Here is a 24471-nt window from a genome sequence, read left to right on the forward strand (position 1 = left end):
TATTATGAGTTCACAACATGCATTACCTGAAGAGTTAAAGGAACGCGCAGGCTTGCTGTCTCAGCCCAAAGCCGTATGGGCGGTCGCCTTTGCCTGTGTTATTTCGTTTATGGGTCTGGGATTGGTCGATCCAATCCTGCCGGCCATTGCTGATCAGCTTCATGCGACGAAAAGTCAGGTGTCATTGCTGTTTACCAGCTATAATCTGGTGACGGGCGTCGCGATGCTTATTACGGGCGTCGTATCTAGTCGGTTGGGTGTCAAATGGACGTTATTAACCGGTATTTTATTCATTATTGTGTTTGCCGGGCTGGGTGGCACGGCCAATACGGTTGGTGGAATTGTGGGCTACCGGGCAGGATGGGGGCTGGGGAACGCTTTGTTTATCGCAACAGCGTTGTCTGCGATTGTAGGTCTGTCCACTTCCGGAACAGCTAAAGCGATTATTTTGTATGAAGCGGCCTTGGGACTTGGGATTTCAGTCGGCCCGCTGTTAGGCGGTGAGCTGGGTTCCATTTCCTGGCGCGGCCCATTTTTCGGTGTAGCCGGACTGATGGTTATCGGATTTTTGTTCATTACGTTTATGCTGCCTTCGATTCCAAAGCCTAAAAAACGAGGTTCCATTGCGGACCCATTCAAAGCACTGAGTTATCCCGCTTTGTTCACGCTCGGCATTGTCGCATTGTTATATAACTTTGGATTCTTTACGTTGATGGCGTATTCTCCATATGTCATGCATTTAGACGAACATGGATTGGGTTATGTGTTTTTTGGTTGGGGAATTATGCTGGCCTTTACTTCAGTATTTGTAGCTCCTAAGATTCAAGCACGCTTTAGCGTGGTATCTTCCATTAGTGTCATGCTGACACTGTTCGCCATTGATTTAGGGGGTATGGCGATCGGGACTTTAGCAGGTTCGCCAACGACTGTCATTGTAGCCGTCATTGTGGCTGGTATTTTTCTGGGAATTAACAATACATTGATTACTACTGCTGTTATGCAGGCCGCTCCAGTGGAGCGCTCCACAGCATCTGCGGCTTACAGCTTTATGCGCTTTTTAGGCGGGGCTATTTCGCCGTGGCTTGCAGGGAAGCTGTCAGAGTGGTACTCAGCAGAAACACCGTTTTACTTCGGAGCATTGATGGTATTGATCGGTGTAGCTGTGCTGATCGTACGTCGCCGACATATGCAGGATATTCAGGTAGATGCACACTAATATTGATCTTCTGGGGAGGAAAAGAGTATGAGCGAAATCAAACATATTCTGGTCGCGATTGATGGTTCGGAACACGCTATGAAGGCGTTGGAGTCAGCGAAAACGTTGGCCAAGCAGCTTCAGGGGGATTCGCATCTGACCGTATTGCATGTAAATCCGGCTTTGTCCATGAATGAACCCCCGGTTGGGATTGATGTGGAGGAGCGGATCGAGGAGGAAGGTCGCCATATCCTGGAGCCTGCAGCCGACTATTTGAAGGACGAGGGCATTTCATACCGTATGTTGGCGGGTCATGGTGATCCGGCGAGTATTATTTGCGAGACTGCACAGCAGGAAAAGGCAGATCTGATCATTATGGGAACCCGTGGACAAGGACTTGTTACGGAGCTGATTTTGGGTAGCGTGAGTCATTATGTGATTCAGCATGCACCTTGTCCGGTGCTGACGGTAAAATAGCAGTTAAATGGAGCATTGATATAGAGAAAAAGGAGGAGATCAGCATGCAGCAGCAGTTATTTATTGGTGGTGAATGGAAAACAGCTTCATCTTATATGACGCTAAAGTCACCGTATACCGGGGAAGTCATTGCTGAAGTAGCAGAGGCTACTGCCGAAGATGCCAAGGCCGCAATTCTGGCAGCATCGGATGCACGCGCACAGATGCGGGCCATGCCAGCGCACCAACGGTCAGCTATTTTGGAGAAGCTGGCTGACCTGCTGGAAGAGCGGCGAGACGATGCAGCGCGTATCATTGCACGCGAAGCGTCCAAGCCATGGAAGGCTGCGCTCGCCGAAGTAGATCGGACCGTGCAAACCTATAAGTTCGCAGCCGAAGAAGCCAAGCGCATCCACGGGGAAACTATTCCGCTGGATGCTGCACCGGGCGGCGAGGGCCGGATGGCCTACACGCTCAAGGAACCGGTCGGGGTAGTAGGAGCGATTACACCATTTAACTTTCCGATGAACTTGGTCGCTCATAAAGTGGGCCCTGCGCTGGCAGCGGGCAATACGGTCGTATTGAAGCCTGCGGAGCAGACACCGCTGTCGGCTTACTTGATCGCGGAGCTGCTGGAGCAAGCTGGATTGCCAGCAGGGGCTCTTAACGTGATCAGCGGCGATGGCAAAACAATTGGCGACGTACTGGTCACTGATCCACGCGTCAGCTATATCACCTTCACTGGTAGTCCGGCGGTCGGTACAGAAATTCGCTCCAAGGCTGGCTTGAAGCGGGTTACGCTGGAGCTGGGGTCCAACGCGGCTGTTATTATTGACCGTGATACGGATGTGGAAGCCATCATAGACCGTTGTGTGAGTGGAGCCTTTGCCAATCAGGGGCAGGTATGTATTTCAGTTCAACGTATTTACGTTGTTGATGAATTGTATGATCCCTTTGTATCGCGGTTTATAGAAGCGACTCGACGGTTAAAAACGGGAGATCCGTTAGATCCGGACACGGACGTATCGGCGCTCATCTCAGCCAAGGATGTTGAGCGTGTTCGTGAGTGGCTGGAGGAAGCAGTTCAAGCAGGCGCGAGGATTGCTCTGGGTGGTCATGCCGAAGGAGGGATTTTGGAGCCGACCGTATTGCTTGATGTGGACCCGACTTCCAAGGTGTCCTGCCGCGAAGTGTTTGCCCCGCTTGTGCTGATTCATTCCGTTAGCTCTATAGATGAGGCTATAAGCCATGTAAATGATTCCATCTATGGTCTGCAGGCAGGAATTTACACTCGTGATATCGCGACCGCGCTGGATGCAGCGGACAAGCTTGAGGTTGGCGGCGTGGTGATTAATGATATTCCAAGCTTCCGTGTCGACCATATGCCGTATGGCGGTGTGAAGCAAAGTGGCACCGGACGCGAAGGCGTAAAGTATGCCATGGAAGAAATGCTGGAAACCAAGCTGGTCATTATTAAACGGTAAGTAGTTATATGAAAGCCTATCGGATGGGCATTGAAAATACGCTCTGCGTAGAGTACCCATCCGATAGGCTTTTTTTACGCTTTCTGCATGAGTGCAGATGAAAATCAAGTGCTATACTGGAAAACATTTGAATCAAGCTTATATGGCTAGATTTTTAGACCGTTGGAACTGTTCCACCGTCAATATTATATTCACTTCCAGTAATTGAAGCGGCCCGGTCGGATACCAGAAAAGCAACAAGCTCGGCGACTTCTTCTGGTAGTCCTGGACGACCAATTGGAATGCCTCCTAACGAGTCCATCAGTTGCTTTAATGCACTTTCTCGGTCGCCTGTCGTCTTAGCAATCCGATCAATCAAATTTTGTGCTGCCTTCGTTTCGATAAAGCCTGGCGCAACTGTATTAATACGAATACCTTGAGGCGAAAACTGCTTGGATAACCCCTTGCTGTAAGTAGTTAAAGCTGCTTTGGCCGCAGCATAAGCCAATGTTGCATCATATAGCGGCAAACGGCGTTGAATGGATGAAATATGAATAATAACACCAGACCCCTTTTCCACCATAGCCGGCAGCAATCCACGGTCTAGACGGACAGCAGCAAACAGATTGGCGTTAAAAGTTTGCTGCCAATGCTCGTCTGTCAAGATAAGAGCACCCCCGGATGGGGCTGACGAGCCTCCAACATTGTTGATAAGAATGTCTACACCGCCTAGGCGCTCCAGAACACAGTTTACTACTTTATCTACACCTTCTCGCGTACTAATATCGGCTGGAATAAACAGGTCTGGATCATCTAAATTAACTGGTGTAGTTCGAGCCGTAGTTATCACGGTAGCACCTGCAGCCGTAAGTCTCTTAGCAATAGCCTCTCCCATTCCTTTGGTACCGCCTGTGACCAAGGCCTTTTTGCCTTTAAACTCACTTAAAATGCTTTCTAATTGAAAACTCATGTGAATAATTCCTCCTAATTTCCACAATGTGGTTGAGAAGTACCTCTAGGTATCTCCATTCCGAGTTCACTTGTCTTATGAACCTTGCAAACTATCGACAATGACACCTCGATATCGCCCTCCGCGCAGTCGATGCTTTAGGGCCGTTTGATAGGCTGGGCTAAAGTACCAAGCTTGTGCTTCCTCAAAAGTAGGGAACTCCAGAATCGCCAGCCCTTCAATATCGGGTCCTTCGAGGACCTGATACGCTCCATACATTGCTAGGGGTTTGGCGGAATGTCCCGCCAAACCTGTCGGTGCCAGCTCAGAATAGAGTTGGAGTTCAGTTTGATCGATACTCTGTTCACGTATAAAAACAACATAAGCGGGCATATACATATCCCCTTTCTTATTTGAAAATTTTATTGTTCGTGTCATCCCTATCCATAATCAACACCTCGTTATTGCGAGCGAAAGTAATTTAAACCTCCTATGCCGAGTATGTTGTGAGCGATCATTTCAAACTCATCATAGCAGTGATAATATGACTACAGGGTGTCATATTATAGAGGACAATTTAGATTTCTATAGGAAATAGTGCCGTGATCAGACCTTTTTACAATCTTTTATAAAAAATTAAAAAACACTTTCTACTTGCCATGTAAAAAGGAATAAACTATACTGAGATCAATCAATTTGTGATTGATCAATCACTAACCAATAAACCGAGTGTAATATTCATAAGCAGGATACCGCTCAAGTTTACTCAGGACGTATCTTAATTGGAACTATTAATTTAGCATATTCAGTTCATTGAAGGAATACACAGTTTTGTAATTGATCAATCACTCACTTTGTTAGCAAATGGAGGAGAGAAAGAATGAAACATCTTATTATTTACGCACATCCGTCTGGGGAAAGCTTTAATCATGCAATATTGACTACAGCAGTAAAGGGGCTAAAGCAAAAAGGACATGATGTAGTCGTTCGCGATCTATATGATATCGGCTTTCAACCTGTACTCAGCAGTAGCGAGATCATTGGAGGAATTGGAGAAGATATTGTGCGGGAACAGAGGTTCTTGCAATGGGCGGACGTGATCACCTTTATTTATCCGATTTGGTGGACGGGAATGCCAGCTATATTGAAGGGGTATATTGACCGCGTCTTCTCCTACGGATTTGCTTACAAATATGTAAACGGGGTGCAGATGGGACTGCTCAAGGGGAAGAAAGCTATTATCCTCAACACCCAAGGAAAATCACATGCGGAATATGCCAGCAACGGCATGGATCAAGCACTTCGCTTGACGTCCGACAAAGGCATATTTGAATATTGCGGACTTGATGTTATGTACCATCTATTTTTCGAGTCGGTACCTCAATCTGATGAACATACGCGTAAAGAATGGCTTTATCAGATTGCAGACATGGCCAGCAAGGCCTGATGGAAATATGTTTTAGAAAATTTCCGTAAGGTGGAACAACAATAGCCAATGACCCGTTCAAAAGACAGCGCCTTGATCTGCGGGCGCTGTCTCTCTGGTCGGTTCTGATATTTATTTTTTCCGATTTTTACGATTAGCGCTACGGGTTCCACCGGAAGGCCACTGAGAGCTACCGCCTTGCCCATCGCTTTGCCCATGAGAAGGCCACTGAGAGCTACCGCCCTGACCACCGCTTTGCCCATGAGAAGGCCACTGAGAGCTACCGCCCTGACCGCTGCTTTGCCCATGAGGATACCACTGAGAGCTACCGCCCTGCCCGCCGCTTTGTCCATGAGGATACCACTGGGAGCCACCGCCCTGCCCGCCGCTTTGTCCATGAGGATACCACTGAGAGCCACCGCCCTGCCCGCCGCCTTGGCCATGAGGATGCCAATGCGAGCTACCGCCCTGACCACCACTTTGACCTCCAATAGAAGGCATACTTGGATAAGGACCTTGAGCCTGACTGATTTGAGTTACATCAATATAAGACTGTGTGCCGTTAGGATATAGCACTAACATTGATTTATTAGCGGGATCTACGCTTTTTACAAAAGCCACAATCTGTTGGCCGTTAACAGTGAAAATTCCCCATAAATTAACAAAATTGCTCACTTCATTCGTAGTTGCGAAATGTTGTTGTGGCGATCCAACCGAACGACTAGAAGAACGTTTAGACAAGGTGTGTATCTCTCCTTTAGATTGAATTTTGTGACATCATATGTGCAAACGTACTCGTTGGAATGGGCAAATGTTCCTTTAGGATGATATTCTTTCTGGAACTATCACCACGAAGCTTTATGCTGTCAACAAAATAGGCGGCGATGTCCACGGAGTTAAGGTAGAGATGACATTCATTTTATAGGAGGAATCAATTGATTAACAACTTTATGTAAAAACAATTTGACATTTTGAAATGATAAATTATAATTAATAACGTAAAATGTTTTTTACATTATTGGGGTTAAGGTGGAGCCATTGAAAAATAACATTAGAAATGTGCGAAAGAGTATGAAACTCTCACAAGAAGGGCTTGCCAACAAATGTGGCGTTACAAGACAAACCATAAACGCCATCGAAAATAATAAATATGATCCTACCTTAGCGTTGGCATTCAAGTTATCGATACATCTGAATACACAAATTGATAAATTATTTTTCTATGAGGAGGACATGGAATGAAATTACGAAAAGCTGACGAAATGGAAAAGTACCAAAGCGACCAATCTGCTAAATTTGGATTTGTTTTTTATACGGTTGCACTGCTGAGTTGGTCATTATATGATTTTTTTACCGAGGATGATTCCGGATGGCAAATGCCCATTTTACTCATAGGGTGTGCCGTTTATTTTTGGACAAGGGTGGTTTATTACAGAAAAATGAATAAATAAACGAAATGACCTTCTCTAAATAGAAAAGGTCGTTCCCTTTAATTTACGTATTACTATTAATTGGCATTGTCTTCTTGAATAAGACATAAATCGCTTGCAAATCATCCAGTAGTTCTCTGTACCTAGTGTGGGATTTTCGTATATGTGTTTCCTGTTTTTTGTCGGTTAGCTATGATGCTGCGTATCACGGTTCAAAATTAGCTGTACATGATGAAATCTCTGATGTATACCTATGTAGGGTAGCAAGCTGTAGTTATAGCATTTTTTTGAGCTGGGATATACGGGCTTGGGAAACCTCAAGTATTTTGGCATATTCGTGTTGTGCTGCATTGGGTTGCTTTTGCATTAATTCTTTTAGACTTTCAATCATCTGCTTTGTCGATCGCCGTAGACGTTTGGACTCTTTGAGCGGCCGTTGTCCATTGGCTAAAGCTGATTTAGCCGGTCTCTGAATAGGGCTAAAATTTACCCCCTTCTTTAAACTTTCAATACATTCTTTACAAATAAAACTGTCTCTAAAATAAGTCAATTGTTCTGCTGAACCACACATTTTACACGTCACCCCGGTATATTTTCGAAAGGCGAGAATACCAGTTTCCTCATCTGCGAAAATCTCAACGGGATCACCTACATTAAAATCCATGGAAATTCGCATTTCTTTGGGAATGACGATACGGCCTAACGCATCTAGGGGACGTGTCATACCTGTACTTTTCAAAGTAAAACCTCCTTTTTTTATATCCTTATAATACTAAATAATTATGATAAAAAAGAATAGGCTTAGAGGAGCAATCGCATATATTAAGTAAGCTGTTGAAAAGTATACAAGTAATTCCCAAAATATGTTTTACTTTTGACAGAAAGATGTTGGGTGAATTCAGGTTATTACTGATATATATTCAAAAAAATGTATTTTGGTTGGTAAAGGGCATTTTTAGTAATATAGGTCAAGGAGCTGTGAATTACATATGAGAATATTTCAGTTTTGGAAGAAGAATAAAAAAGCTAGGAAGGCGATCGATTTGGATACTGCAATTCCTGCAGCCATTATAAAGGTTGGCGGATTAGTAGATCAGCGAGAGCAATTTACCATCGAGGCGAAAAATTCTGCAGCTATGCTGGGAGAAGAGGCATTGCCTTTATTCCCACGTTATTTTTTTGGGACTGAGTTGCAGAAGCCGGAGAGTTTGGCTGGAAAGTATGAAGATTTGGGTGACTGGCTGCATATTCAACAGGATGCGATTTTTGAGATTATCTACTATTACAGGGAAAAGGCGATTCCCATGCTGTATGAGGTAGCATTTGGGGTTTACGATTGGACGCAGTATAAGGCAGTCCGGATACTAACTCGGTTAGCACGTGAAGGTCTTCAGACCGACCAGATTGTGGACGATATTATCAGCCATGTCGACGATTTTCGTTATGAGGCACAGATGCCCACCTTCTATTTTCTGTCCGGACTGACGGGGAATAAGAAAGTTGCCTCGCTGCTGCAAAGACACTTCCTTGAGAATCTGGAATATGATCCGATTGATGCCTTTGATATTTTTGAGCATTTGTACCGTTGCTCGCCTGATGTTGCCATGGGACATGCCGATTTTCTCAAAGCAGTTGCACGTGGGGAAGGCCTAGAAGGACGCTCTCCGTTGCTGGATGGAGCGATAGGAACTACCGATGAGAACGATAAGCAAGAATACCATTGGCCTGATGATGAACCTGTCGAAGAGCACCACCAATTAAGAGCGGCAATATTTTATTACCAATTGAATCCTCAGGATGAGGAGGTCAATCGGCTGTTGGACCAATGGGAAGTAAGTCATCCGGAGGAGAAGGTTAGGAGTTGTATTAGAAAATTGCGGGCGGAAGAACAGGAAGAGAGCTAGCTGTTCACTTAGTGAATAGGGGATTGTTGTTAAAGCCGACTTGAAGCGAAAATAAAAGAACAGGAGTGGATCAACCATGTACTCCATTAAAGAAGTTGAAAGCAGGAGCGGATTGCCCGCATCTACCCTTCGTTATTATGAAAAAGAGGGCATTCTACCTGATGTCGGTCGAGATGAGGGTGGGAGAAGGGTATATACTGAGAAACAAATCGATTGGATCAGGTTCCTTATGGCTATGAAAGATACCGGAATGACCATTGAAGAAATTAAGGCATACCTGGAGTTGAATCTAAAAGGAGAAGCCACCATTCAAGAGAGAAGAGATTTCCTTGTTGCCCACAAAAAGAAAGTGGAGGAGCATATGGCGCAAACGCAGCACAATTTGGAGAAAATTATTCAAAAGATCGCTTTTTACGATCATGTGGTCATGGGAAAAAGCTTCTCTTAGTGGCCACATCTAAAGAAATAAATGACGCCCCCAGCTTATCTGAAATACGCTGGAGGGCTTTTTTTGCATAGATATCTAAAGATACTTGTCGTAGGTCGCAAGTATGGAAAATCGTTGCCATTGGGCGGTTCACAACGTGCTTATAGGGTAAAAATGTAGTGCCAAGGTGGGGAGTGGGGGCGTTGACTCTCACGCTACGTAAGGCTGTAGACTGTGAAGGTAAGGGAGGTGAAGCGGAATGGCTTATACGGTAAAGGAAGTGTCTAATCTGTCGGGAATCAGTGTTCGAACTCTGCATTATTATGATGAAATTGGATTGCTGAAGCCGCATCATATCGGAAACAATGGATATCGCTATTACGAACAGGAACAATTGTTGAGGCTTCAGCAAATCATGGTGTACAGGGAACTGGATTTGCCTTTATCTGAAATTGGCAACGTACTGGAGCAAACCAAGGAAGAAAAGGCCGAGATTTTGCAGGTACATCGAGCCAAGATTGAGGCCAAGGTCTTCCGCTTGCATACTCTCCTTCAGACCATCGACCAAACGGTGGCCCATTTGAAAGGAGAACAAATAATGGAACCAGGGCAAATGTATCAAGGGTTTAACCCGGAAAAACAGGAAACGTATGAACGTGAGCTGACAGAACGTTATGGTTCACAGGTCGCAGGGAAGATCCAGGAGAGCAAGACCGCTACGACGAACTGGAGCAAAGAGGATTACTTGGATTCGCAGGTAGAGGCAGATCAGATTCATCGGGAGCTGGCAGAAGCCATGAATAAAGGCTTGAAGCATAACAGTGCAGAAGTACAGGCGCTGATCCGTCGTCATCTTCAATGGGTAAGCCGTTTTTATACCCCAACGGCAGAAATTTATAGTGGGTTAGGAGACTTGTATGTAGAACATGAGGATTTCAATAAAATGTATGAAGGCTATCACCCCGGGCTGGCGGAGTATTTGCGAGACGGCATGAAGGTGCTGGCCGAACGGGAGTTAAATTAGCATCAAGTGATAAAAAGGGCTATAAATAATATAAAAAAAGGTGAACAACAAGCCAATTCAATGGCCTGCTGTTCCCCTTTTTTTGTGTAAAGCAGCTTACATGCCGCTTGGTGCTGTTCTCATGCCTTGCTGACTACTGCTTCCGAACTGATGCATGTTACTGCTGCCTGCGAAATGCTGTCCAGTTGTTCCCATATGTTGCGGATAACTGTGATTCATGTGGCTTCCTGCACCAAAGGTGGAGGGTTGCATACTGCGGGAAGCATAGTTATCGCCAAATCCAGGCTGAGTCATTTGGCTGCTAGAGCGGATGGTGTTTTCCAACTGACTACACAGTTGAATAACTTGTTGATATTGCTGCATAGCTTTTTGGTGGTCCTGGATTGCAGTTTGGATCATTTGAGCCGCATTACGCTCACGTTGCATCAGGCTTTCAAGGCTGGATGCATTTTGTTGCTCTTGTTGCAGCAACTGCTGATACATAGCGGTTCCTTGCTGTGTTTGTTGGACCAATTGCTGAATAATTTGTTCACATTGATGAATTTGTTGTTGTGGAGCCATGTTGTTGAACATTGATCATCAATCTCCTTCGCCGGATAGTTTAGGTTTTAGGACCCTCATATATTGTGGCGAAGGAAGAACATATATATGCACAATTTTATGTCTACAGACTGGACACCAAAATAGACGTGAATTTCTCTAGGAATACACGATCCTCGTGATCAAAGCGGCCTTTTAACGGGCTGTCAATGTCCAGTACCCCAATCAACTCATCGTTCTTGACCAGTGGGATAACAATTTCGCTATTGGAAGCAGCATCACAGGCGATATGTCCTGGGAATGCATGTACATCGTCTATGACAAGTATACGCCGTTCAGCAGCTGCGGTGCCGCAGACGCCGCGTCCCAGTGGAATCCGTATGCAGGCAGGTAAACCCTGGAAGGGGCCGAGCACAAGCTCTGTGCCATCATAAAGATAGAAACCGCTCCAGTTAATATCTGGGAGGAAATGACCCAGCAACGCAGAAGCGTTTGCTAAATTGGCAATCATGTTGGATTCATCATGAATAAGTGCCCGAAGTTGTCCGAGAACTGATTCGAATTGTTCTTGACGTGTACCTTCGTAAGGTATTGCTTGAAACATGTAGAGTCCACGCTCCTAACATTAATTTTCCACAAATCTCATTTACCATCGGTTAATTAATTTAAGATATAACGATTGCATACATTAGTCAACTGGAAAATCCTCTGTAACCTTTTGCTAGTCTCCGTAATCTAATCTCTGTACAGAATAATTTTGGGAAAAGGGGTAGATTATTATGAAAAAGATATATTACACACTCACCTCAGCGGTGGTGGCGAGTCTGATTCTGACGGCTGTTCCGGTACCGGCGGTATATGGAGCTTCAACGAAAAATACCCAACCTGCACAAGCTGCAACAGGAGCCTCATCCCTAAAAGAAGTGGATGCTAAAATTGTACAAAAGGCGCAAGAGTATTTAAAAGCAGTAACAGGCAAAAGCTATACGTTTAGTGGGGCAAAAAAATGGAGTCTAGGTAACGAGAACGGTTGGGATTTCAGTATAAAAGGTGTGGAACACGGTCAAGTCATGGTTACCAAGACGGGTGAATTAGAACGTATATATGTGGATCAATCCTGGGGTGAACTCAAGGATAGCTACAAACAGCAACTTCAAGCCGCATTGAAAAGCGTTCTCCAGGAACCAGAAGCAAGCAAAACACCTGAAGAAGTAAACATTTCAGTGGATAAAAGCCCGGAGTATCCTAAAGGTGCAGTAGAGTTATATACCAGAATCGACAATAACACTATTATTCTGCGGGAGGGTAAAGTGCTGCGCAAATAAAGCTGCTTCCCAAGCAAGAGATAGATGAAAATGCACTAAAGGCGGCAAGCGGCGTCTTCGCTGGTTTGGAGGGCGTAAAACAAGGAGCGTTGAATGAACCAATCCAGCTGATCACTGAGAACGGAAAGACCGTGTATAACCTGATGTTTGGTACTGGAGCGCATCCTGTGTTTGTGAATGTCGAAAAAGGTACGAACAAAGTAACCAAGGTTGCGGCATATGAATTGCAGGATTCGGCTGCTAATTACAAAGAAACCTACAAAAAAATGAAATCATACAGCGAGGCTCAACTGCTGAAAAATGCAGCCCGGCAATCCAAGGAGCTTCTGAAGGTTGAACTGACGGGCTATAAAGCAAAACTAGATCCCCAGTTGACGGCTGTCGTGCATTTTACGAAAAGTGGATCTCCATCTCTAGTCGGTTCTTTTAATTCGAAAGGCCAATTTTATGAACTGGAATTTAAGGAATAGTAGAGAGCAATTCTGCAGGGGTTATCAAGTATCTGTTTCCAGTTGACCTCCTAAGGGTAAAAACAGTGTAATATTGTTGGCCTAGGCCAGGGAGGAGCTAAAACGATGCATGCAGATGTTCAGAACTTGTTTATCCGTATACAGATGCTTTCTTACGCACAACAGAACGATTTGACGGTGAGTGATGTACAACCGTTGCTCGAAGAACGCGGGTACCGTGTAGGTGAACGAGAGGTCAAGCAGGAGCTGGAAAACCTGACTCAGGAAAACTTCCTGACACCGCATGATGATATGTTCAGCCTTACTGGCGCAGGGATCGAGGAGTTACAGGAAATTCAATCGATGCTGGGCGTATTGTACGAGGATGTTGTGAAAAATCCAGCACATGTCACGGCCCGTGCCTCTTCCTAAAAGGATTGAAGACACGAAATATTCTATAACAATAAACGGTAGCCCTCTTGATTCCTATTTTCAGGAAGTGAGAGGGCTATTTTGATGTATACAGGCTTGTCCACTTGAAAGAAGGTTGTGTTTGTTGAAGGGGTATGCTTAAATGTAGCGTATATTTGTGTCATTTTATGCTGGAAGGATGATGGAATATGTGTGCATATGCATGTAAGGGGCATATCCCACTGCTGGAAAGCTCGCGCCTTCGGCTGCGAAGAATGGAAAGCCGGGATGCGGCTGCGATGTTCGCTTGCTGGTCTGACCCGGAGGTTCACCGTTATATGAACCTTTCCGGTATGTCAGGACGTGAGGATGCAGAGGATATGATTGAGCTGTTGAATGAGCTGGCCAAGACGGAAGATGCGCTGCGCTGGGGGATCGAGCTAAAGGAGAACGGGAAGCTGATTGGAAGCTGCGGCTTTAATTATTGGCAGACGGAGGGAGCTTATAAAGCGGAGATTGGTTATGAGTTGGCCAAGCCTTATTGGCGACACGGTTATATGACCGAGGCGCTTCGCTTGGTGCTGTCATTCGGATATAATACGATTCGACTAAATCGGATCGAAGCGCTGGTGGACCCGCGTAATATTGGCTCGCAAGCCCTGCTGTCCTCAATGGGCTGGTCTCAGGAAGGCTTGTTACGGCAGGTACAGCATACATCTACAGGTTTTAAAGATATGCTGATGTATTCAATATTGCATGAAGAATGGCTTAGACTGGAGGTACAACGAAATGCTATTTCAGTATAACGGTGGCTCGTCGACGCTGCACAGGCTTGGGCCGTTAAGTAAGCTTATATGGGTGGGTTGCTTTAGTCTCCTGTCGATGGCATGGGATTCGACGCTGCAGGAAGCGGTTCTCTTGGCTGTCCTGATCGCCGTGGCTGGCTTGGGCGCACGTTTGACGCTGGCACGCCAATTTCGTGCTATGTCTTTTTTGATTGGTTTAGGTATTCCGTATTTTATACTGTCTATTCTAGCGATTCGCGAAGGGCACGCAGTGGCAACATGGGGACCTATGGTGATTACAGTGGAGGGACTGGACATCGCAGGGGCGTTAACGCTGCGGATTTTTGTGTTGTTTTTGGCATCCTATATCTATCTCTCGACGACCGATCCCCGGGATTTTGTGCAGGCTCTGAATCTTCGCTTGCGTGTGCCTTATCGATTTGCGTTCGGTATATCAGTAGCGCTGACGTTCCTGCCCCTATTGGAAGAAGAGGGGCGTACAATTATGGCTGCACGGCGAGTTCGCGGACAGGAGCCACCACGAGGATGGAGCAATCGGTTATCATGGTGGAGCGGGTATGCGGCTGCAGTGTTGGTGAATGCTGTAAGACGGGTTCAGCAGACGGCCCTGGCTATGGAGGGTAAAGGTTTTGGCGCCTATGCAGAACGGACGTATCTTCGTACACTGAAGAATGGACGTTTAGGCTGTGTATGTGCTGTGATTGCTGTATTCGCTACGGCTGTTTTATGGTGGGTATTATAAAGAGCAGCCTCTTTTTTTGCTCCTATTGTCAACTTGATAAATAAAATTTAGGTTGACAATAGGGCGATGGATGAATACATTTATACAGTAACAGCTTGTACAAGGATCAAAACTATGACCTTGTAGAGCAGATAATGGAGAGGAGTCAAGAAATACATATGAAGGAATCTCGTATTTTTGCAAAGTTTACAACGTTGGATATCGTGTTCATGGCAATGCTGGCCACGTTGAACGGTGTCATGACTGTGTATTTGTCGATGATTAACAAAACGTTAAACAGTCTGGGAGGGCCGATCGCAACTTCTGCTATTGTGGGGCTGTACATGATATATGGCTTGCTGGCCTATTATGTTATTCGTAAACCAGGTACAGCGGTAATTGCTTATGCCTTTGGCGCGGTAGTGCAGTCATTTATGGGCTCTGCCTATGGAATTGCATCTATTATTGCGGCGGCTGTCTGCTATATGGTAGCGGCGGAGCTTGTATTTGCTCTTTTACGGTATCGACGCTGGGGCGCAGTTTCATTAATGCTGGTGGGCGGGGCCATGGTTCCGCTGTGGTTTATTGTGGCAGCCAATATGTTTGGCTATATGCATTGGGGATGGAAGGTGCTGGCGGTGGCACTGATCGTTCGTATCCTGAGTGGCATCATCCTGTGTGGTCTGCTGACCAAAATACTAGGCGATGCCTTGAATCGTACAGGTCTATTAAAACGCTTTGAACTGGGCCGCGCTTCACGTGCATAACCAAGGTTATACATGGTTATAGCTTGACAATAGGGATCGAGGGTATTTCGGTTATGAATGAACGTAGTGATCATGATGCAGAAAATAGAACGGCTGTCTCCTTGAGGAATTTTGGCTATCGCTATGACGACCAGGTGGAGCCAGCGTTACATGGTCTGACACTGGACATTGGGGTGGGCGAGCATGTAGCCATTGTCGGAGCTAGCGGAAGTGGAAAGTCTACACTGTGCCAGCTGCTTCATGGCGGGTTGTCCCGTTCTGGGGAAGGCGAACGGACGGGCGAGCTGACCGTATACGGAATGGACCCCGCCACCACTGAATTGGCTACAATCGCCACTACTGTCGGCGTCGTGCTTCAGGACCCGGATGCCCAGCTGGTGCAGGGAATCGTCGAAGACGAAATTGCTTTTGGGCCGGAGAACCTGCGCGTGCCTCCGGCAAAAATAGAGCAGCGCCTGGCCGCTGCGCTAGAGGCCGTCGGCCTTGCTTCCGAGCGCGGCTCCTTCGTGCGCCGCCTCTCGGGAGGCCAGCGCCAACGCACCGCCATTGCTGCGGTGCTGGCGTTGGAAGCGCCGCTGGTCGTGTTCGACGACGCAGCGGCACAGTTGGACCCGCCGGCGGTACGGGACTTCGTCCTGCTATGTCGGCGGCTCCACGGCGCAGGCCGGACGGTGGTCACCGCGTCCGGTCGCATAGACGATGGCGTGCGCGCAGCGCAGCGCGTCATCGTGCTAAAGGACGGGACCGTGCAGCTGCAAGGCCCGCCCGAAAAGCTGCTGCGCGAGCATGGTGCGCAGCTGGCAGCCTGGGGGCTGCTCCCCTCTTCCGTAGGGAGGGAAGACAGGCCGCGTGAGCCGGGGGTGAATTCCGGCTCGGCGGCTAATTGCGCGGGGCAGCCGTTGCTGGAGGTGAAGGGATTGCCCTTCACCTACCCCGGCAGCCAGCGCCCGGCGCTCAAGGGCGTGAGTCTTGCCCTTGCGCCTGGCGACCGAGCCGTAATGCTGGGCGAGAACGGTTCTGGCAAAACTACGCTCGGCAAGCTGCTTATGGGCTTGCTCCCCGCACCGAGGGGATGCATGTGGTGGGAGGGGCAGGATATGGCGAAGCTGCCTATTCATCAGCTCGCCGCCGGGATCGGCTATGTATTCCAGCAGCCAGAGCATCAGTTTGCAGCTGCAACGGTGTGGGAAGAGTGCTTGTACAGCGTGCGCGCCAAGGTTGGTTTACGGATCGGAGATCCGGTTCCCGCCGCCTATGAGGAACGGGCGCATCGCTTATTGGCAGCTGCCAGGCTGAACCACAGGCTGGAGGCTTCGCCATATCTGTTAAGTGGAGGCGAAAAAAGGCTTTTGAGCGTTGCGGCACAGTTTATCCTACCCAAAAAGCTTTACATTTTGGATGAGCCAACTGCGGGAACGGATTACGAAGGAGCGAACATCCTGCTCCAGATGTGCACAGAACAGTCCGCTGAAGGCGCGGCTTTTTTGCTCATTACCCACGATCTGCAGATTGCTGAACGCTTTGCCGGCCATGTTTTTCGTATGGAAGAGGGGTATCTCTATAGAACGGAAGATAGCGGGAGTTATCATACGATTACAGTTGACAAAAATTAAGGATATGTAGACAATAATATATATACATCGTATATAACAGGCGGCCTATATAGGCCGCCTGTTTACGATTATACAGTGTGGGTAATCATCCATCTGAGAGGGAAAACTGCACAGATACAACACATTTTGTACAAGGAAGGGATTTGTGATTTGCTTGGGAAATGATAAACCTATGAAGCGCGGACTCGTGCTGACAGGTGTTCTATTGGCCACCTTTCTGGCCGCGATTGAAGGAACGGTTATCGGTCCAGCGGGACCGACAATTGTGAGTGAACTGGGCAGTGTGAATTTGCTCAGCTGGATTTTTACGGCATATTTGCTGACGATGGCTGTAACCACGCCTATTTTCGGCAAACTTAGCGATTTGTTTGGCCGAAAACCCATTTTTCTAATTGGTTGTTCGTTATTTGTGCTTGGCTCTTTGCTTTGCATGCTGGCTGGTAGTATGGAGCAGCTTATTTTATACCGGGCCATTCAAGGGATTGGAGCAGGCGGTGTCATTCCTGTTACCTTTACCATTATCGGTGATATATACAAAATGGAGGAACGTGGTAAAGTCCAGGGTATGATCAGCTCGGTATGGGGGATTTCTTCCCTGGTTGGGCCCCTATTGGGCGGTTACGTAGTCACGTATTTTGGCTGGGAATGGATTTTCGGCTTTAACGTTCCTTTTGGATTGCTGGCTATGTTCTTCATCGCCCGTTACCTGCGGGAACAGGTAAGCAAACGTACCGCACGTATCGACGTGGCGGGGGCAGTTACCTTTACCATCGGGATGACGGCACTCCTGCTCGTATTGGCCCTAGGGGGACAATATATCGGTTGGGCTTCTCCTGAATTGCTGACCCTGGCTGCCGTGGCGATTTTATTCCTGATTTTGTTCTTGGTTATCGAAAAGCGCGCTCAGGAGCCAATGGTGCCCCTGAAGCTGTTTCGGATACGGGATATCGCTTTCTCCTGTGCCGCTGCACTGCTCGTCAGTACCCTGCTAATCGGGCTGACTAGCTATCTGCCGCTATGGATTCAAGGCGTACACGGGGGAGATGCAGCCTCATCTGGTCTGGCGCTGGCCCCCATGTCGGTAGGTTGGTTGTTTGGCTCCATGATCGGAGGACGCATTTTGCTGACGCTGGGCTCGCGTCGAACCTCTTTGATTGGCCTGACTCTGATTGTATTGGGAGCCTTCGTCATGACCTTGATGAACCTAACAGCTCCAATCTGGCTGCTGTTCCTGTCTACGTTATTGTATGGACTGGGATTTGGCTTCTCGATAACCGTGTTCACGATTATTGCTCAGTCCTCGGTCGGATTCCAGCTGCGTGGCGCGTCTACAGCCTTGAATACGTTCCTGCGCACGTTGGGACAAACGATTGGGGTTGCGGCCTTCGGTTCATGGCTGAATTATCGCATTGCAGCTCAGACAGCTGACGGACAGCTTACACAGCAAGGGGTTACACAGGAAGATATTAATGGTCTGCTGGCCCCGCATGCTTCACAAAGTCTTAGTGACAAGGTTGCCGAATTACTCCGTTCTGTATTGGAAAACAGTCTGCATTCTCTATTCGTGATTATGGTCGTTATTGCGGTGATTAGCTGGTTTGTCGTTCTCGGCTTGCGGAATCGTCCACCAGGCATGGAGGAAGAGGCAGATCAGCGTATCAAGACACCCCAAAGAGAACACGCATAAAAAATAATATACTTCTTTCATTATAAAGAGACAGTCCGGTAAACCATTAAAGGTCCGGGCTGTTTCTTTTATGTAAAGGTCTCTTCTCCTACTGATTTCAGCAAATAGCCGCCTCGTATAGGACCGATAAATCCTTAAGTATACAAAAAGGCAATAAAAATTCCTCAGAGATTGCGATATATTCATATCATACAGGTAACAAAATAGTAAAAAAGTCTTATGTAATTGTAACAAAAAATTAATTTCTGTATTGAGTTGCAGGGTACTATAGAACCATTTTTTTGAACTCGCTTACAAATTGGACATTTTATGATTTATTTTAGAATGATTTTGCATGTGAATGAAGCAACCAACCTAGCAAAATAAGACATGCAAGAAAATCAAGTAACAAATTTTTCTGAATGTAATAGGAATGAAAAAAATAGGGTTTTTCAGAAAATTACTAGGAAAATATGAGGATGGAATTCATAGAGAAATCTTCTTTCATACCTCAAATAAAAGGGATTTTCAGTCTATATCAATCGTTTGACATACCATATAAAATGACCCTACCAACGAAAAAGTTGGGCTTCAAAACTAGAAGGCATAATTAGATTAAGGGAGATGGAGTACTTGAAGTTTAACAAATGGTTCAGTAAAGCAGCCACGGCAACAGTAGCAACTACCTTACTGTTAGGAGGCGGCGTGCAGGCTTTTGCAAACGGAAATGACAAGGCTGATTCCACAGCAGACAGTGCATTTACTCAAATTACACGTAGTGACATGCTGAATATTTTCAAACAGCAAGGCAAAGAGAAATATGAGGTTCCGTCCTTTGATGCATCTACAATTAAAAATATTCCTTCTGCTATTGGTCACGATAGCTCAGGCAAGCAGATTGATCTGGATGTCTGGGACAGCTGGCCGTTACAAAATGCCGACGGCACAGTAGCTAATTACAAGGGATACAATATCGTTTTTGGACTGGCAGGCGATCCTAAAAGAGGCGAGGATACATTTATATATCTGTTCTATCAAAAAGCGGGTAATACTTCACTGAGCGGCTGGAAAAATGCGGGTAGAGTATTTAAGGACAATGATAAATTGCTTTCCAACGATCCGATTCTAAAAAATCAGTCAGAAGAATGGTCCGGCTCAGCTACTTTAACTTCTGATGGGCATGTACGTTTGTTCTATACTAGTAGACAGCCTTATGACCCAAATAACAAATTATACGGCAAGCAAACCTTGAGCACGGCTCAAATTAATGTCTCTCAGCCTGATGGCGAGACTCTGAAAGTAGATGGAGTCGAGGATTTGAAATCAATCTATGACGGTGGGGATGGGAAAACCTACCAAAACGTACAACAAAGCGTCGGAATAGACATGGATAATCATACCCTTCGGGACCCTCACTATGTCGAGGATCAAGGCCACAAATATATTATCTTTGAAGCCAACACAGGCACAGAGACAGGTTATCAAGGCGAAGACTCGATTCAAAACCCGGCTTATTATGGCGGTAATAAGAAATTCTTCACAGAAGAACAGCAAAACCTGCTGCAAAGTCCTAAGAAAAAGGGAGCTGAGCTGGCGAACGGCGCACTGGGCATCGTTGAATTGAATGATAACTTTACGTTGAAGAATGTGATGCCTCCTTTGATTGCATCCAATCTGGTAACAGATGAAATCGAACGGGCAAATGTGTTCAAAATGAACGGTTTGTGGTATTTATTTACGAGTACAAGAGGTTCCAAGGTGACTGTAGATGCGATTGGTGATGATGATATTTACATGCTCGGTTATGTTTCGACTTCCTTGACAGGGCCTTATAAACCGTTGAATGGAACCGGTCTCGTTCTTCATCAGGATCTGGATCGTGATGATATTACTTGGACGTATGCCCATTTTGCTATCCCGCAAGGCAAAGGCAATAACGTAGTCGTTTCGAGTTATATGACCAATCGTGGGCTTTTCCCGGATCACAAATCTACTTTTGCACCAAGTTTCCTGCTGAATATTAAAGGCTCGAAAACCTCTGTTGTGAAAAACGGTATTCTGGCGCAAGGGCAAATCACGATTGATCCAGCGAATGACAAAAAAGACAACCAAAATGAGTATGGCAAGAAATAAGTAGGTATAAGCAGTATGTCCGAAGGCGGCAGTTTGGTAGCAAACCGATCTGTCATCCTTCGGACAATACAATACATAACGATGCAATGAAGTAAGGAGGATCGTCATAATGAGAAAAAAAGCTATCAAGAGCATTGGGATACGATCCGTAGTAGTCATTACAGGCTTAACGATATTCATAGCTATGGGATGGAATATGTACCAACAGGATGCAGGCAAGCCCCCGAAAACTGCTGCAACTCCCAAAAAACAAACAAACCAAAATAAGCAAACAACACCGACCTATCGGGCAGCCTATCATTTCACCGTTCCGGATAAATGGAAAAATGATCCGCAGCGACCGATTTATATGGATGGAAAATATCATTACTACTATTTATATAATCGTGATTACCCTCATAAAAACGGTACAGAATGGCGTCATGCCACATCTACCGACCTGGTTCATTGGAAAGATGAAGGAGTGGCCATTCCCAAATACACCACCCCCAACGGTGATCCTTGGTCGGGTTCGGTTGTGATCGACAATAATGGCACCGCAGGCTTTGGCAAAGGCGCGCTAGTAGCTATTGTCACACAGCCTTCCGCAGATGGAGGAAAGCAGGAACAATTTCTGTGGTACAGTACGGACAAAGGCAAGACGTTTACTTCTTACCGCAACAAGCCCGTGATGTCCAACCCTGGCACAAAGGATTTCAGAGACCCCAAGATTATCCGGGATACTCAGCGCAATCAATGGGTGATGGTCATGGCAGAGGGAACGAAGATTGGTTTTTACAAGTCTAAAAATTTAAAGGATTGGCAGTTTACGAGCGGCTTTCAAACGGAAAATATTGGGCTTGTGGAATGTCCTGATCTTTACCAGATGCGTGCGGATGATGGGACTTATCATTGGATTCTGGGCGCGAGCGCCAATAGCAAACCAAACGGCGGTCCCAACACGTATGCCTACTGGACCGGAGATTTTAATGGGGAAGGATTTCTGCCTAATCGCAGTGAGCCGGAGTGGCTGGATTATGGCTTTGACTGGTATGGTGCGGTTACGTTCGAGGACGGCAATAACAAAGACCAATACAGTCACCGCTATGCGCTAGCCTGGATGAACAATTGGGATTATGCCAATAACACGCCCACCCTTAAAGAAGGCTTTAACGGAATGGATTCAGTTGTTCGCCAAATTCAATTAAAGCGTACAATTGATGAAGGCTATCACTTGGTTTCACAGCCTGTACCAGCTTTGGAGCAATTCCCTATCGCAACGGAATCATTGGGGAAGATCCAAGTAGACGGGACTCACAAGCTCTCAATATCTGGTGATGCCTATCAGTTAGAGGCGGATATATCTTGGTCAACGATCAAAAATGCAGGCTTGAGACTCCGAGAGTCTGCGGATGGCAAGCGTCATGTCGATGTGGGTGTTTCGCTGGAGGGGCAATATTCTTATGTAAATAGAGCGAACACCGGACAGCCGGATCAGAGTGGAACATATGTAGAGAGTAAGGCGCCTTTTGATAATCACAAAAAAAATGTCCACTTGAACATTCTCGTCGATAAAACCAGTATTGAAGTCTTCGTAGATGATGGAGAAGTAGCTTATTCCTCCTTAATATTTCCACGCTTGGAGGATCAGGGAATTACTCTTTTTGCAGATGGCGGTAAAGCTATTTTTAACAATGTAGTGGTCAAACATTTTAGTCGATAGCAGGTACGTATGCTGCTCGTAAGCTTAGGCATATTACACTCAAGTATATAAAAAGTCCACCCATAAAAATATAAGGGTGGACTTTTCTGTGTAAATCTAAATTTTCGTTTAGCACAGCTATAGGATTGTTATTTTATTCACAATTGAATTTGCTAAAATGCTATTCATTCTATTTGTGATAAGGTGACAGATTATCAGCGCTGCGGCCCAATTTTTTGAGCAAGCCAATCAGTTGATCTCTTTCGGTTTCGCTGATTCCGCTAAAGGCACGTTCAATCTGACGTGTATAGTCTGGATAAATTTCGTCCATGACGCGTTGTCCTTCGTCCGTCAACTCTGCATATATAATCCGACGATCTTGGTCGCATGGGTGACGGTGCAAATAACCGCGGCTCTCCAGCTTGTCGATCACATAAGTAACATTTCCGCTTTGCAGAAGCAGCTTGGCTCCAATTTGTTGAATTGGCTGTGCTCCCTTGTGATATAAAACTTCCATTACGGCAAAGGCCGTTGGGTTGAAGCCCACCGTTTTGATGCCAGCAACCGCATGTTCGTTTACACTTTTGAATGACTTGGCAAACACGCTATACAGATGCATGGATTGCTGTGTCACCAATGTTCGGTAATCTATCATCTTCATTCCGCCTTTATGTATGGATTTGGGCATCCTTTGACCGCTCGGTTCGGATGACCGGGCAACCATACCCTTATTACTAGCATAAAGGGATTTACGAAGGGAAAACATGCGATTTGTCACAGTAGCTGCGTTTTTAACTATTTAATTTCAAAGCTTTAAGGTAAAATTTTCAAAAAATAAGTTTTGAATGTAAAAATACCGTTCCAGTTGGTTATATTAAAAAATAACATACCTAATGAACCCAAATAACAAAGTAAGATAAATTCAGAGGAGATGAAGCACATGGATACGGGTTCTTTCCGTTTTCAATTTCGTGATCCGCAGCAAGCTGCACAAGCCTGTGAAACATTAAAGGAGATTGGTTACGCTGCTAGCACGAACGGTGATACAGGGCTAAGTGTTCACGTCGAGAACCAGGATGTGCTGTCTGCATTAGAAATCTGCCAAGCTTATGAAGGAAGTATCATTGAGACGGGAGTTGTTACTTATCGTCCAGGTAATCAAAATAATGGTGTGCCAAATCCAGGCTATAGCCCGGAGGATTGGATTATTCCAGCGCACATCATCAATGAAGACTGGAGCGAGGCGTATAAAAGCGGTTCTTCTCAAACGTTTACTAACACAGCACAAGAACACAACGTCAGCTCTGATCAACACCCGGAAGACGAAGTGGACGGTTTTTCGGGTAGCGTCCATACCTGAATAATGCTGTCTTCCCTGGCTGCTCACTTTGGTATAAAAGGTTCCTTCAAAAACCATGACTGATGGTTTGAAGGGGCCTTTTTGCATATGAGGAACAGCCGAAAAGGGTATTGTGAAAACCTTCGGTTCTTGGATCATGCATAAGGGCAATACTCCTAGGAAATAACATAAGAAGTTCAGAAAGGAGGTTATGATCTTGCAAAAACTCGGAGTTCACGAAAAGTTGGAATTGCATGAGCTGCTTACGTTTAAAACGACTTGTATGACAAAAACTCAAGCCATGCTTCCTTTAGTCTCAGATTCAAATTTAAAAAATATTTTACAGCAGGACGTCAGCGGCGGTACACAAGATATTCAACAGCTTAAAAATCTGCTTGTATAGTTTAAGGAGGATTAACGTGAGTTCTTTTACCGAGAATATGAACAGTACGAACCCCATGACTGATCAGGTGATTGCTGCCGATCTGTTAATTGCAGCTAAAAGTGGGATCAAAAACTACGCTGCGGCTTTAACAGAGTCCACTAGCCCGGAAGTTCGAAATGTCCTTTGTGACCAATTGAGCAAAGCTGTTAATCTTCATGAGCAAATTTTTAATTATATGAAGGACAATGGTTATTACAACGCCTATGATCCGGATCAGCAAATTCAAATGGACATTCAAAATGCAGACAAGGCACTTTCTTCATCCAAAAAGTGAGCCGTTAAAGTCAACGGAACAAAATTA

Annotated in this window: 29 protein-coding genes; 22 read left to right on the forward strand and 7 right to left on the reverse strand. The window is 45.9% G+C overall.

Annotated features, from left to right (window positions below):
- The first annotated feature begins 4 nt into the window (after positions 1–4).
- The 3 genes from FKV70_RS17570 to FKV70_RS17580 are packed head-to-tail and all read left to right on the forward strand — an operon-like array spanning position 5 to position 3135.
- The gene (locus FKV70_RS17570; RefSeq protein ID WP_142613660.1) at positions 5–1216 is read left to right on the forward strand and encodes an MFS transporter; all 1212 of its coding nucleotides are present in this window, start codon (positions 5–7) and stop codon (positions 1214–1216) included.
- 27 nt (positions 1217–1243) lie between these two features.
- Positions 1244–1672 carry a universal stress protein gene (locus FKV70_RS17575; RefSeq protein WP_142613661.1) on the forward strand — a complete coding sequence of 143 codons (429 nt, stop codon included), beginning with the start codon at positions 1244–1246 and terminating at the stop codon, positions 1670–1672.
- Positions 1673–1716: 44 nt separating this feature from the next.
- Positions 1717–3135, forward strand: a complete 1419-nt coding sequence (locus tag FKV70_RS17580) for an aldehyde dehydrogenase family protein (RefSeq protein WP_142613662.1) — start codon at positions 1717–1719, stop codon at positions 3133–3135.
- Positions 3136–3289: 154 nt separating this feature from the next.
- On the opposite strand, the gene FKV70_RS17585 is transcribed toward FKV70_RS17580, so the two are convergent.
- Positions 3290–4084: an SDR family oxidoreductase gene (locus FKV70_RS17585; protein WP_142613663.1), complete on the reverse strand. Its 795-nt coding sequence runs from the start codon at positions 4082–4084 to the stop codon at positions 3290–3292.
- A 75-nt stretch (positions 4085–4159) separates the two neighbouring features.
- The gene (locus tag FKV70_RS17590) at positions 4160–4456 is read right to left on the reverse strand and encodes a DUF1330 domain-containing protein (RefSeq protein WP_142613664.1); all 297 of its coding nucleotides are present in this window, start codon (positions 4454–4456) and stop codon (positions 4160–4162) included.
- A 487-nt stretch (positions 4457–4943) separates the two neighbouring features.
- On the opposite strand from FKV70_RS17590, the gene FKV70_RS17595 reads away from it, so the two are divergent.
- Complete coding sequence (locus tag FKV70_RS17595; RefSeq protein WP_142613665.1) at positions 4944–5510, forward strand: NAD(P)H-dependent oxidoreductase; 567 nt, start codon at positions 4944–4946, stop codon at positions 5508–5510.
- Here the strand turns inward: FKV70_RS17595 and FKV70_RS17600 are convergent.
- The gene (locus FKV70_RS17600) at positions 5480–5965 is read right to left on the reverse strand and encodes a hypothetical protein (protein ID WP_142613666.1); all 486 of its coding nucleotides are present in this window, start codon (positions 5963–5965) and stop codon (positions 5480–5482) included. The genes FKV70_RS17595 and FKV70_RS17600 overlap by 31 nt on opposite strands.
- 562 nt (positions 5966–6527) lie before the next feature.
- Here FKV70_RS17600 and FKV70_RS17605 point away from each other — a divergent pair.
- Complete coding sequence (locus FKV70_RS17605; protein ID WP_082825251.1) at positions 6528–6731, forward strand: helix-turn-helix transcriptional regulator; 204 nt, start codon at positions 6528–6530, stop codon at positions 6729–6731.
- A complete protein-coding gene (locus FKV70_RS17610; protein WP_063211472.1) occupies positions 6728–6940 on the forward strand; it encodes a hypothetical protein in 213 nt (70 codons plus the stop codon). Before FKV70_RS17605 ends, FKV70_RS17610 begins: the two co-directional genes overlap by 4 nt.
- A gap of 253 nt (positions 6941–7193) precedes the next feature.
- Here the strand turns inward: FKV70_RS17610 and FKV70_RS17615 are convergent, their stop codons facing one another.
- A complete protein-coding gene (locus FKV70_RS17615; RefSeq protein WP_063211474.1) occupies positions 7194–7658 on the reverse strand; it encodes an AbrB/MazE/SpoVT family DNA-binding domain-containing protein in 465 nt (154 codons plus the stop codon).
- A gap of 250 nt (positions 7659–7908) precedes the next feature.
- On the opposite strand from FKV70_RS17615, the gene FKV70_RS17620 reads away from it, so the two are divergent.
- The 3 genes from FKV70_RS17620 to FKV70_RS17630 all read left to right on the forward strand — a co-directional run bounded on the left by FKV70_RS17620 (position 7909) and on the right by FKV70_RS17630 (position 10274).
- Positions 7909–8823, forward strand: a complete 915-nt coding sequence (locus FKV70_RS17620) for a transcriptional regulator (protein ID WP_142613667.1) — start codon at positions 7909–7911, stop codon at positions 8821–8823.
- 76 nt (positions 8824–8899) lie between these two features.
- Positions 8900–9271, forward strand: a complete 372-nt coding sequence (locus FKV70_RS17625; RefSeq protein WP_063211478.1) for a MerR family transcriptional regulator — start codon at positions 8900–8902, stop codon at positions 9269–9271.
- Positions 9272–9509: 238 nt separating this feature from the next.
- Positions 9510–10274, forward strand: coding sequence for a MerR family transcriptional regulator (locus FKV70_RS17630; protein ID WP_063211480.1), 765 nt, complete (start codon positions 9510–9512; stop codon positions 10272–10274).
- A 96-nt stretch (positions 10275–10370) separates the two neighbouring features.
- Here FKV70_RS17630 and FKV70_RS17635 read toward each other — a convergent pair whose 3' ends face one another.
- Together FKV70_RS17635 and FKV70_RS17640 are read right to left on the reverse strand one after the other, a co-directional pair.
- A complete protein-coding gene (locus tag FKV70_RS17635) occupies positions 10371–10847 on the reverse strand; it encodes a hypothetical protein (protein WP_064796595.1) in 477 nt (158 codons plus the stop codon).
- A gap of 91 nt (positions 10848–10938) precedes the next feature.
- Entirely contained in the window at positions 10939–11418 is a 480-nt protein-coding gene (locus FKV70_RS17640; RefSeq protein ID WP_142613668.1) for a GAF domain-containing protein, read from the reverse strand.
- 175 nt (positions 11419–11593) lie between these two features.
- Between FKV70_RS17640 and FKV70_RS17645 the strand changes: the two genes are divergently transcribed.
- The 10 genes from FKV70_RS17645 (at position 11594) to FKV70_RS17695 (ending at position 22407) form a co-directional block, all read left to right on the forward strand.
- Entirely contained in the window at positions 11594–12139 is a 546-nt protein-coding gene (locus FKV70_RS17645; RefSeq protein ID WP_142613669.1) for a hypothetical protein, read from the forward strand.
- An 89-nt stretch (positions 12140–12228) separates the two neighbouring features.
- The gene (locus FKV70_RS17650; RefSeq protein ID WP_142613670.1) at positions 12229–12609 is read left to right on the forward strand and encodes a hypothetical protein; all 381 of its coding nucleotides are present in this window, start codon (positions 12229–12231) and stop codon (positions 12607–12609) included.
- 105 nt (positions 12610–12714) lie between these two features.
- Positions 12715–13020 (forward strand): hypothetical protein, encoded by a 306-nt coding sequence (locus tag FKV70_RS17655; protein ID WP_142613671.1) that lies wholly within the window; start codon positions 12715–12717, stop codon positions 13018–13020.
- 188 nt (positions 13021–13208) lie between these two features.
- The gene (locus FKV70_RS17660; RefSeq protein ID WP_063211490.1) at positions 13209–13805 is read left to right on the forward strand and encodes a GNAT family N-acetyltransferase; all 597 of its coding nucleotides are present in this window, start codon (positions 13209–13211) and stop codon (positions 13803–13805) included.
- The gene (locus FKV70_RS17665) at positions 13789–14547 is read left to right on the forward strand and encodes an energy-coupling factor transporter transmembrane component T family protein (protein ID WP_142613672.1); all 759 of its coding nucleotides are present in this window, start codon (positions 13789–13791) and stop codon (positions 14545–14547) included. Before FKV70_RS17660 ends, FKV70_RS17665 begins: the two co-directional genes overlap by 17 nt.
- A gap of 158 nt (positions 14548–14705) precedes the next feature.
- The gene (locus FKV70_RS17670; protein ID WP_064796590.1) at positions 14706–15293 is read left to right on the forward strand and encodes an ECF transporter S component; all 588 of its coding nucleotides are present in this window, start codon (positions 14706–14708) and stop codon (positions 15291–15293) included.
- Between the two features lie 53 nt (positions 15294–15346).
- Complete coding sequence (locus FKV70_RS17675) at positions 15347–16906, forward strand: ABC transporter ATP-binding protein (RefSeq protein WP_142613673.1); 1560 nt, start codon at positions 15347–15349, stop codon at positions 16904–16906.
- 172 nt (positions 16907–17078) lie between these two features.
- On the forward strand, positions 17079–18593 hold the full coding sequence (locus FKV70_RS17680) for an MDR family MFS transporter (protein WP_064796778.1): 1515 nt from the start codon (positions 17079–17081) through the stop codon (positions 18591–18593).
- 612 nt (positions 18594–19205) lie between these two features.
- A complete protein-coding gene (locus tag FKV70_RS17690; protein ID WP_063211497.1) occupies positions 19206–20705 on the forward strand; it encodes a glycoside hydrolase family 68 protein in 1500 nt (499 codons plus the stop codon).
- A 109-nt stretch (positions 20706–20814) separates the two neighbouring features.
- The gene (locus FKV70_RS17695; RefSeq protein WP_142613674.1) at positions 20815–22407 is read left to right on the forward strand and encodes a glycoside hydrolase family 32 protein; all 1593 of its coding nucleotides are present in this window, start codon (positions 20815–20817) and stop codon (positions 22405–22407) included.
- A gap of 169 nt (positions 22408–22576) precedes the next feature.
- On the opposite strand, the gene FKV70_RS17700 is transcribed toward FKV70_RS17695, so the two are convergent.
- A complete protein-coding gene (locus FKV70_RS17700) occupies positions 22577–23041 on the reverse strand; it encodes a MarR family winged helix-turn-helix transcriptional regulator (RefSeq protein ID WP_013369372.1) in 465 nt (154 codons plus the stop codon).
- Between the two features lie 285 nt (positions 23042–23326).
- Here FKV70_RS17700 and FKV70_RS17705 point away from each other — a divergent pair, with 285 nt between their 5' ends.
- From FKV70_RS17705 to FKV70_RS17715, 3 genes are all read left to right on the forward strand, one after another.
- Complete coding sequence (locus tag FKV70_RS17705) at positions 23327–23746, forward strand: hypothetical protein (protein ID WP_142613675.1); 420 nt, start codon at positions 23327–23329, stop codon at positions 23744–23746.
- Between the two features lie 196 nt (positions 23747–23942).
- Positions 23943–24128: a hypothetical protein gene (locus tag FKV70_RS17710; RefSeq protein ID WP_081276786.1), complete on the forward strand. Its 186-nt coding sequence runs from the start codon at positions 23943–23945 to the stop codon at positions 24126–24128.
- A 16-nt stretch (positions 24129–24144) separates the two neighbouring features.
- A complete protein-coding gene (locus FKV70_RS17715; RefSeq protein WP_063211505.1) occupies positions 24145–24444 on the forward strand; it encodes a spore coat protein in 300 nt (99 codons plus the stop codon).
- Positions 24445–24471: the final 27 nt, after the last annotated feature.

The sequence above is a fragment of the Paenibacillus ottowii genome, from assembly GCF_006874425.1.
Lineage (GTDB): Bacteria > Bacillota > Bacilli > Paenibacillales > Paenibacillaceae > Paenibacillus > Paenibacillus ottowii.

Excerpts from the sequence above, each read along its gene's own strand:
- FKV70_RS17570 (WP_142613660.1), top strand. The coding sequence starts at position 5 with ATGAGTTCACAACATGCATTACCTGAAGAGTTAAAGGAACGCGCAGGC.
- FKV70_RS17575 (WP_142613661.1), top strand. The coding sequence starts at position 1,244 with ATGAGCGAAATCAAACATATTCTGGTCGCGATTGATGGTTCGGAACAC.
- FKV70_RS17580 (WP_142613662.1), top strand. The coding sequence starts at position 1,717 with ATGCAGCAGCAGTTATTTATTGGTGGTGAATGGAAAACAGCTTCATCT.
- FKV70_RS17585 (WP_142613663.1), bottom strand. The coding sequence starts at position 4,084 with ATGAGTTTTCAATTAGAAAGCATTTTAAGTGAGTTTAAAGGCAAAAAG.
- FKV70_RS17590 (WP_142613664.1), bottom strand. The coding sequence starts at position 4,456 with ATGCCCGCTTATGTTGTTTTTATACGTGAACAGAGTATCGATCAAACT.
- FKV70_RS17595 (WP_142613665.1), top strand. The coding sequence starts at position 4,944 with ATGAAACATCTTATTATTTACGCACATCCGTCTGGGGAAAGCTTTAAT.
- FKV70_RS17610 (WP_063211472.1), top strand. The coding sequence starts at position 6,728 with ATGAAATTACGAAAAGCTGACGAAATGGAAAAGTACCAAAGCGACCAA.
- FKV70_RS17620 (WP_142613667.1), top strand. The coding sequence starts at position 7,909 with ATGAGAATATTTCAGTTTTGGAAGAAGAATAAAAAAGCTAGGAAGGCG.
- FKV70_RS17625 (WP_063211478.1), top strand. The coding sequence starts at position 8,900 with ATGTACTCCATTAAAGAAGTTGAAAGCAGGAGCGGATTGCCCGCATCT.
- FKV70_RS17630 (WP_063211480.1), top strand. The coding sequence starts at position 9,510 with ATGGCTTATACGGTAAAGGAAGTGTCTAATCTGTCGGGAATCAGTGTT.
- FKV70_RS17635 (WP_064796595.1), bottom strand. The coding sequence starts at position 10,847 with ATGTTCAACAACATGGCTCCACAACAACAAATTCATCAATGTGAACAA.
- FKV70_RS17640 (WP_142613668.1), bottom strand. The coding sequence starts at position 11,418 with ATGTTTCAAGCAATACCTTACGAAGGTACACGTCAAGAACAATTCGAA.
- FKV70_RS17645 (WP_142613669.1), top strand. The coding sequence starts at position 11,594 with ATGAAAAAGATATATTACACACTCACCTCAGCGGTGGTGGCGAGTCTG.
- FKV70_RS17655 (WP_142613671.1), top strand. The coding sequence starts at position 12,715 with ATGCATGCAGATGTTCAGAACTTGTTTATCCGTATACAGATGCTTTCT.
- FKV70_RS17660 (WP_063211490.1), top strand. The coding sequence starts at position 13,209 with ATGTGTGCATATGCATGTAAGGGGCATATCCCACTGCTGGAAAGCTCG.
- FKV70_RS17665 (WP_142613672.1), top strand. The coding sequence starts at position 13,789 with ATGCTATTTCAGTATAACGGTGGCTCGTCGACGCTGCACAGGCTTGGG.
- FKV70_RS17670 (WP_064796590.1), top strand. The coding sequence starts at position 14,706 with ATGAAGGAATCTCGTATTTTTGCAAAGTTTACAACGTTGGATATCGTG.
- FKV70_RS17675 (WP_142613673.1), top strand. The coding sequence starts at position 15,347 with ATGAATGAACGTAGTGATCATGATGCAGAAAATAGAACGGCTGTCTCC.
- FKV70_RS17680 (WP_064796778.1), top strand. The coding sequence starts at position 17,079 with ATGAAGCGCGGACTCGTGCTGACAGGTGTTCTATTGGCCACCTTTCTG.
- FKV70_RS17695 (WP_142613674.1), top strand. The coding sequence starts at position 20,815 with ATGAGAAAAAAAGCTATCAAGAGCATTGGGATACGATCCGTAGTAGTC.
- FKV70_RS17700 (WP_013369372.1), bottom strand. The coding sequence starts at position 23,041 with ATGATAGATTACCGAACATTGGTGACACAGCAATCCATGCATCTGTAT.
- FKV70_RS17705 (WP_142613675.1), top strand. The coding sequence starts at position 23,327 with ATGGATACGGGTTCTTTCCGTTTTCAATTTCGTGATCCGCAGCAAGCT.